The following is a 6,432-nucleotide window of genomic DNA, read 5'->3' as shown; positions in this document are numbered from 1 at the left end:
GTGGGGGGTGTTGCGGGGGCGGGATGCCTAGCATGGCCGTTCGACGTATACGATGGAGGTGCTGGGGTGCGGGAGCTGTTCGTACGGGATGCCGGGGCGTGGATGCGCTGGATCGAGCTGAACCCGTCCGCGGGGGAGGCCGGTCCGGCCCGGGTCTATATCCACGGCATCGGCTGCAGCGCCGCCTCCGACTTCGCCGAGACCGCCACCTGCCCGCCCCTCGCGGGCCGCCGGAGCCTCCTCGTCGACCTGTTCGGCCACGGCTACAGCGACCGTCCCGCGGATTTCGGCTACCGCATGCGCGAACAGGCCGACGCGGTCGCCGCCGTCATCGCACACGCGGGCCTGCGCGACGTGGAACTGATCGGACACTCGATGGGCGGAGCGGTCGCCATCGAACTGGCCGCCACGCGACCCGACTTGATCGCCAAGCTGGTGGTCGCCGAGCCGAACCTCTTCCCCGGCGGCGGCTTCGTCAGCCGCGTCATCGCCGAGCAGGACGAGGAGACCTTCGTCGCCGAGGGCTTCGCGCGGATGGTGGCGGGCGAGAAGCTCCCCGACTACGCGGCCCGCCTCCGCCTCGCCGACCCCCGCGCCCTGCACCGCAGCGCCACGGCCCTCGTCGAGGGCACGGACCCGAGCTGGGGCGCGCTGTTCGTCGACCTCGACCGGCCGCGCGCCTTCGTGGTGGGGGAGCGGACCCGGCCCGACGCGGAGACGGATCTGATGGCGGCGGCCGGGGTACCGGTCGTGGACGTACCGGGCGCCACGCACAACATGATGATCGACAACCCGGGAGGCTTCGCCGAGGCGGTGGAGCAGGCGCTCGGACTTGCCGAGCCGGGAGCCTGAGGCCGTCCTGTGGATCGGGCCCCAGGCCCCGCCCCGTCCTGTGGATCGGGCCCCAGGCCCACCTCGTCCTGTGCATCGGGCCCAAGCCCACCCCGTCCTGTGCATCAGGCCCCAGGCCCGCGCTACGCGCTCGAACCCCCCTGCCCCGTACCGGCGTTGAAGCCGCCCAGGCGTGCGAAGAGGCCCGTGGCCTGGGTGTTGAGCTCGCGCGATACGGCCTGTGCACCCAACTCCTCGCCGTGGTCCTCAAGCCCGCTGCCCCGCAGGGTTGTTGCCCAGGCACGCAGATGCGTGACCGCTCCCGCGGCATGACCCTCGGCGTCCTGCAGCGGGGCGGCGGCCGGGCCCGTCGGGTCGTCCAGCGCGTCGGCCGTCTCCATGCGCAGCCGCTGCACCTGCTGCGCGAGATCCTGCCGGGTGTCGGCGGGCAGTCCGTGCGCACGGGCGATCAGGCGCAGGATGCGATCGCAGGAGTTGACGACGGCCCGCAGCAGGTCGAAGTCCCGGCGCGGCGGCGTCAGGCCCCCGGCCAGGGCGTGGACCCGCAACGCGGGGTTGTACGGAGTGATCGGCACCGCATCCCGCGCCCTGAGAGCCTCCCGGAAACACGGGTGGATCCGGAACTCCCGCTCGTCCGCCTGCAACGGCCGGTCGAACCCGCCCGCGTAGACGACCTCGTCCCCGCGCCGCACGCCGAGGAAGCCGACCGTATGGAGAATGTCGACCACCGCCTCCGGCGTGAACGATTCGGTGTACGCGGGATAGCGGCGTTCCAGATCCCCGCGCGCCTGGGCGAGCAGGCTCGCCACGGCCGCCCGCGTCACCACGTACCCGCCGTTGGCGAAAAGGCCGAGAAGCGGTTCGAGGAACGGGTGGGCGACAAGGTATTCCTGCGCCAGATCCTGCAGCTTCCAGACCGAGAACTGCCGTCCGGCCTCGACCACATCACCCTCGGTGATCTGCGTCCGTCCGTTGTGGACCGCGCGGTCCCGGCACAGATTGAGGTACTGGATGGCGTCCCTCGGCCTCGGCAGGGCCCGTGTGAAGAGATACGAGGCGGTCTCCTCGCCCTCGACCCGGCGCGGGAAGATCTGCTGCCACAACTGGGTCTCGTCGAGCCCGGGCCCCGCCGTTGCCTGGGCGCGGGACAGCGCGAGCCGGCGCAGCTGGGGTACCGGCCAGTCGATCCGCATCTCGTAACTGCGGAACTTGTCGCCCTCGCCGAAGGTCAGCGAGTCGTAGATGTCGGAGCGCAGAAAGACCAGGCAGCGCACCGCGCCCGGGTACTTCACCGCGACGTCCTTCGCGGCGAGCAGCAGTCCGATGACCATGGAGTTGGCGTCGGCCTGCCCCGACCAGACCTTCTCCAGCTGGTCCACGAGCAGCAGCAGGGGCGGGTGCGCCGCGGCACAGCCCAGATCGCGGAAGGCGAGCGCCACATGGTCCTCGAGGACGTCCAACTGGCGCCCGGCGCGGGCGCCTTCGGTGGCCGTATGCCCGAGATCGACGCCGATCTGGAAGCCGAACGCCCCGAGCTGCAGCCCGTTGGTCTGCAGCCGTTCGCGGCCCTGTGCCGCGAAGTCGGCGAGTCGGGTGCCCGGCAGCTCACCGTTGTCCCGCAGGAACTTCCGCAAATCCTTGACCGAATCCGGCTCGCGCCGGCCATGGGCCTCCCGCGCATGCGAGGTCAGATGGCGCGCCGCGTGCACCGCGAACACATACCGCCAGATCAACGACTTGGCGGTGTCCCCGGTGAGGCCCTGGAGCTCGAACCGCCGGATCTCGTCGCCGGCCGCGTCGTCCGGCGTGATCGTGACGGAGGCTCCGGCGTGCCCGCCCTCCGCGCCCAGGTGTACACAGATCGCGCTCTTGCCGGACCCCTTGCGCCCGATGATCAGCATCTTGCGCCCGGACACGGCGGCGTCATACGCGGCGGTCTGCAGAAAACCCGCCCGCAACAGGCCGTTTGCCATGTCCTGTTCGGCCTCGTCGTGGCCGAAGTACAGCCGTTCGACGACGGACGGTTCGGTCATGTGTCCCCCTGCGCTGTGACGGCTCGTCACTCGTTCGTGAATCGTCCCGAGGCGGCCCGCAGGGTAGAGCATTCCGCGGAGGCCAGCCATGGAACAGACAGTGTTGCGACCCAAGCCGATGCCCGGCCGCGCACCCGCGCCGGGACACCGTCCGCATGCCGCTCGGCGGCGTGCCAGGCGGTTCAGAACCGTACTCGGTGCGACCGTGATCGCGCTCGTCCTCGTGCTCGCGGGGATCGGGCTCGGGACGGTGGGAGCCACAGTGATCGGGATGAGCAAGCTCGCCGATCTGCAGAAACAGGCGGCGGCACAGGGGGCGCCCCCGTCCGCCGGGAAGCCGGGGAAGCCGGGGCAGCCCGGGAAGTCCGGGGCGCCGGGGAAGGAGGCCGGCGCGCCCACGCAGACCCAACCCCAGGGCGGCCGGGGCGAGTCGGTCGCCCCCGCGCCCGCGACGATCGGGGTGGAGGCGGTGGATCCGGCCTCGGGCAAGGGAGCCCGCCTGGTGGGCGTCCACCAGCCGGGGCCCGGCTTCAGCGCCGGCCTGGTGCGCGGCGACGTGATCACGTCGTTCGCGGGCGAGCCGGTCGACTCGGCCCAGGACCTGGCCCGCGCGGTAGCGGCCGCCCGGCCGGGCAAGGAGGTGCCCATCGGCGTACGGCACGACAACGGGAACCGTCAGGTCCTGGCCGTCATCCCGGGAGTGGTCACGTAAGCGGGGCGGGCTCGCAGAGGGTCACGTAAGCGGGGCGGGCTCGCAGAGGGGCACGTAAGCGAGGTCGCTTCGGGCGGCGGTCACGTCAGCGGGCCGTCCGGGCCTCGTCACCCGACGGGCGCCCGCACGCTGCGGAAGTGCGTGGTCAACCGGCCCTCGTCGTCCAGGACATGGAGCGCGAAACCGGGATCGGCGGCGCGGTCGGCCACCGCGTCGCCCTCCCAGGGCAGCCGCAGCGTCCAGGTCACGCCCGGGCCGACGGCCACGGGGCGGCCGGCGAAGACCGTGGCGGCCGGGGTGTGGGCATGGCCGGTGATCAACGCCCGGATCTGCGGCCGCCGTTCGAGCAGCTCCGCGAGGCGCCCGGGCTCGTGCAGCGGATACGAGTCGGGCAGCGGGGCGTGCAGCGCGATCGGCGGGTGGTGGAACGCGAGCAGGGCCGGGACGTCGGTGCCCAGTCCGTCCAGAGTGCGCTCGATCCAGTCGTACGTCCCGGGGGAGAGCCGTCCGTCGTCCTGTCCCGGGATGCTCGAGTCGCACATCAGGACCGCGGTCCCGCTCACGACCTCGACGCTGTTCACGGGCGCGTCCGACGCGGCCTGCCCGAGCAGCGCCTTGCGGTAGGCCTCGCGGACATCGTGATTGCCGGGGCAGGTCAGGACCGGATACGGCAGGTCCGCGAGAAGCTCCGCGGCCTCCTCGTACTCGGCCGCGGCGCCGTGGTCCGCGATGTCCCCGGTCACCAGGAGGGCGTCCACGGGTACCTCCCGCAGCCGCGCGATCACGCGCGCGGCGCGCTCGCGGGCACGGTCCGTTCCGTCGAGGTGCAGATCGCTGATCTGGGCGAGGACGAGCATGAGGCCTCCAAGTCGCTTAATGGTTGAGCTCGATCTAACCGTTAACCCGAAGGGGAGCGCAAGGCCCGCAAGAGAGCCCGCCGTGCGCTTCGTACGGAAACGACGTGGCCGCAAGTCACGCGGGCCGGGCACGATGGCCCCATGCTGAGCACCCTCCTCGCCTTCCTCGGCGCCTGCACCCTGATAGCCGCGTCCCCCGGCCCGAGCACCGTGCTGATCATCAAGAACTCTCTGCGCAGCCGGCGTTCCGGCTTCCTGACCGTGCTCGGCAACGAGACCGGAGTGTTCGTGTGGGGCGTCGTCGCCGCCCTCGGCCTCACCGCCCTGCTCGCCGCCTCGCAGTTCGCGTACGACGTGATGCGCATCGTCGGCGCCGTGGTCCTCGTGGTCTTCGGTGCGCAGACGCTGTGGGCCGCCAGGAAGCGGAAGAAGGACGAGGGCGAGGCAGAGGGCTGGGAGGCGCCGGAGCGGTCCGGCTGGTCCTCGTACCGCGGCGGTCTCCTGCTCAACCTCGCCAACCCCAAGGCCGCGATCTTCGCAATGTCCTTCCTGCCGCAGTTCGTCCCCGCCGGCGCCCCCGAACTGCCCGCGATGATCGCGCTCGCCGCGATCTGGGCCGTCTTCGAGGTGGGCTACTACGGCGTGTACGTGTGGTGTGTGGGCCGGATGAAGACCTATCTGTCGCGGGTCCATGTGCGCAGGCGCCTGGAGCAGATCTCCGGCGGCGTGCTCCTCGCCCTGGGCGCGCGGCTCGCGCTCGACGGCTGAACGGGCCGATTCCCGCTCGCGCCCCCTCGATCACCGGAGGGAGGATGGGTCCGTCGAAGCCCGCACCCACCGAGGAGCCCGCGATGCCCACCGCCCCCGCGCCGTTCACCGCCGACGACTACCAGGCCCGGATGGAGCGCGCGGCGCAGGCCGCGGCCGATGCGGGTCTCGCCGGGGTCCTGATCGCGCCCGGGCCCGACATGGTGTGGCTCACCGGGTACCGGCCGCCCGCCGAGACCGAGCGGCTCACGATGCTGGTGCTCGCGGCCGGCCAGGAGCCCGTGCTCGTCGTCCCGACCCTCGAAGCGCCCGATGCCGAGAAGGCCGCCGGTGCGCCCGCGCTGACCCTGCGCGACTGGACCGACGGCAAGGACCCCTACGCCGTGACCGCCCCGCTGCTCGATGTCGACGGCCGCTTCGGCGTCAGCGACAACACCTGGGCGCTGCATCTGCTCGGCATCCAGGGGCAGCTCCCGGGCACCACGTACACCCCGCTGACCGCGTGCCTGCCGATGCTGCGCGGCGTCAAGGACGCCCACGAACTGGAGCGGCTCGCTGCCGCGGGCGCCGCCGCCGACGCCACGTACGAGGAGATCAAGAAGGTACGGTTCGCGGGCCGCCGCGAACTGGAGGTCGCGGGTGATCTCGCGGATCTGCTGCGGCAGTTCGGGCACGAGCAGGTCGACTTCACCGTGGTCGGCTCGGGGCCGAACGGCGCCAACCCGCACCACGAAGCCGGCGAACGCGTCATCGAGCACGGCGACATGATCGTGCTCGACTTCGGCGGTCTGATGCACGGCTACGGCTCGGACACCTCCCGTACGGTCCATGTCGGCGAACCCACCGACGAGGAGCGCAAGGTGCACGACATCGTGCGCCAGGCGCAGGAGGCCGGGTGCGCGGCGGTCCGGCCGGGGATCGCCTGCCAGGAGGTGGACCGGGCGGCGCGGGCCGTGATCGACGAGGCCGGATACGGCGAGTACTTCATCCACCGGACCGGCCACGGCATCGGTGTCACCACGCATGAGCCGCCGTACATGATCGAGGGCGAGGAGCAGCCGCTCGTGCCCGGGATGTGCTTCTCGGTGGAGCCCGGGATCTATCTGCCGGGCCGCTTCGGCGTACGGATCGAGGACATCGTGACCGTCACGCAGGACGGCGGCCGGCGGCTCAACGCCACCGACCGGGAGCTGGCCGTCGTCGAGTAGCC

General features: G+C 71.9%; 6 protein-coding genes. 4 read left to right on the top strand and 2 right to left on the bottom strand.

Annotated features, from left to right (window positions below):
• Positions 1-66: 66 nt before the first annotated feature.
• Positions 67-852, top strand: coding sequence for an alpha/beta fold hydrolase (locus tag G6045_RS04610; RefSeq protein ID WP_328707653.1), 786 nt, complete (start codon positions 67-69; stop codon positions 850-852).
• Between the two features lie 122 nt (positions 853-974).
• Here G6045_RS04610 and G6045_RS04605 read toward each other — a convergent pair whose 3' ends face one another.
• Positions 975-2,885, bottom strand: a complete 1,911-nt coding sequence (locus tag G6045_RS04605; protein WP_165330487.1) for a P-loop ATPase, Sll1717 family — start codon at positions 2,883-2,885, stop codon at positions 975-977.
• 205 nt (positions 2,886-3,090) lie between these two features.
• On the opposite strand from G6045_RS04605, the gene G6045_RS04600 reads away from it, so the two are divergent.
• Entirely contained in the window at positions 3,091-3,597 is a 507-nt protein-coding gene (locus G6045_RS04600; RefSeq protein WP_328707652.1) for a PDZ domain-containing protein, read from the top strand.
• Positions 3,598-3,704: 107 nt separating this feature from the next.
• Here G6045_RS04600 and G6045_RS04595 read toward each other — a convergent pair whose 3' ends face one another.
• Positions 3,705-4,454, bottom strand: coding sequence for a metallophosphoesterase (locus G6045_RS04595; protein WP_165330485.1), 750 nt, complete (start codon positions 4,452-4,454; stop codon positions 3,705-3,707).
• A gap of 141 nt (positions 4,455-4,595) precedes the next feature.
• Here G6045_RS04595 and G6045_RS04590 point away from each other — a divergent pair, with 141 nt between their 5' ends.
• The gene (locus G6045_RS04590; RefSeq protein WP_165330484.1) at positions 4,596-5,222 is read left to right on the top strand and encodes a LysE family translocator; all 627 of its coding nucleotides are present in this window, start codon (positions 4,596-4,598) and stop codon (positions 5,220-5,222) included.
• 83 nt (positions 5,223-5,305) lie between these two features.
• The gene (locus G6045_RS04585) at positions 5,306-6,430 is read left to right on the top strand and encodes an aminopeptidase P family protein (RefSeq protein ID WP_165330483.1); all 1,125 of its coding nucleotides are present in this window, start codon (positions 5,306-5,308) and stop codon (positions 6,428-6,430) included.
• Positions 6,431-6,432: the final 2 nt, after the last annotated feature.

It is taken from the genome of Streptomyces mesophilus (assembly GCF_011044995.1).
GTDB lineage: Bacteria > Actinomycetota > Actinomycetes > Streptomycetales > Streptomycetaceae > Streptomyces > Streptomyces mesophilus.
This window is presented reverse-complemented; position numbering and strand designations above follow the sequence as displayed.

Coding starts and splice junctions, on each gene's coding strand:
- G6045_RS04605 (WP_165330487.1), bottom strand. CDS start 2,885: ATGACCGAACCGTCCGTCGTCGAACGGCTGTACTTCGGCCACGACGAG.
- G6045_RS04595 (WP_165330485.1), bottom strand. CDS start 4,454: ATGCTCGTCCTCGCCCAGATCAGCGATCTGCACCTCGACGGAACGGAC.
- G6045_RS04590 (WP_165330484.1), top strand. CDS start 4,596: ATGCTGAGCACCCTCCTCGCCTTCCTCGGCGCCTGCACCCTGATAGCC.
- G6045_RS04585 (WP_165330483.1), top strand. CDS start 5,306: ATGCCCACCGCCCCCGCGCCGTTCACCGCCGACGACTACCAGGCCCGG.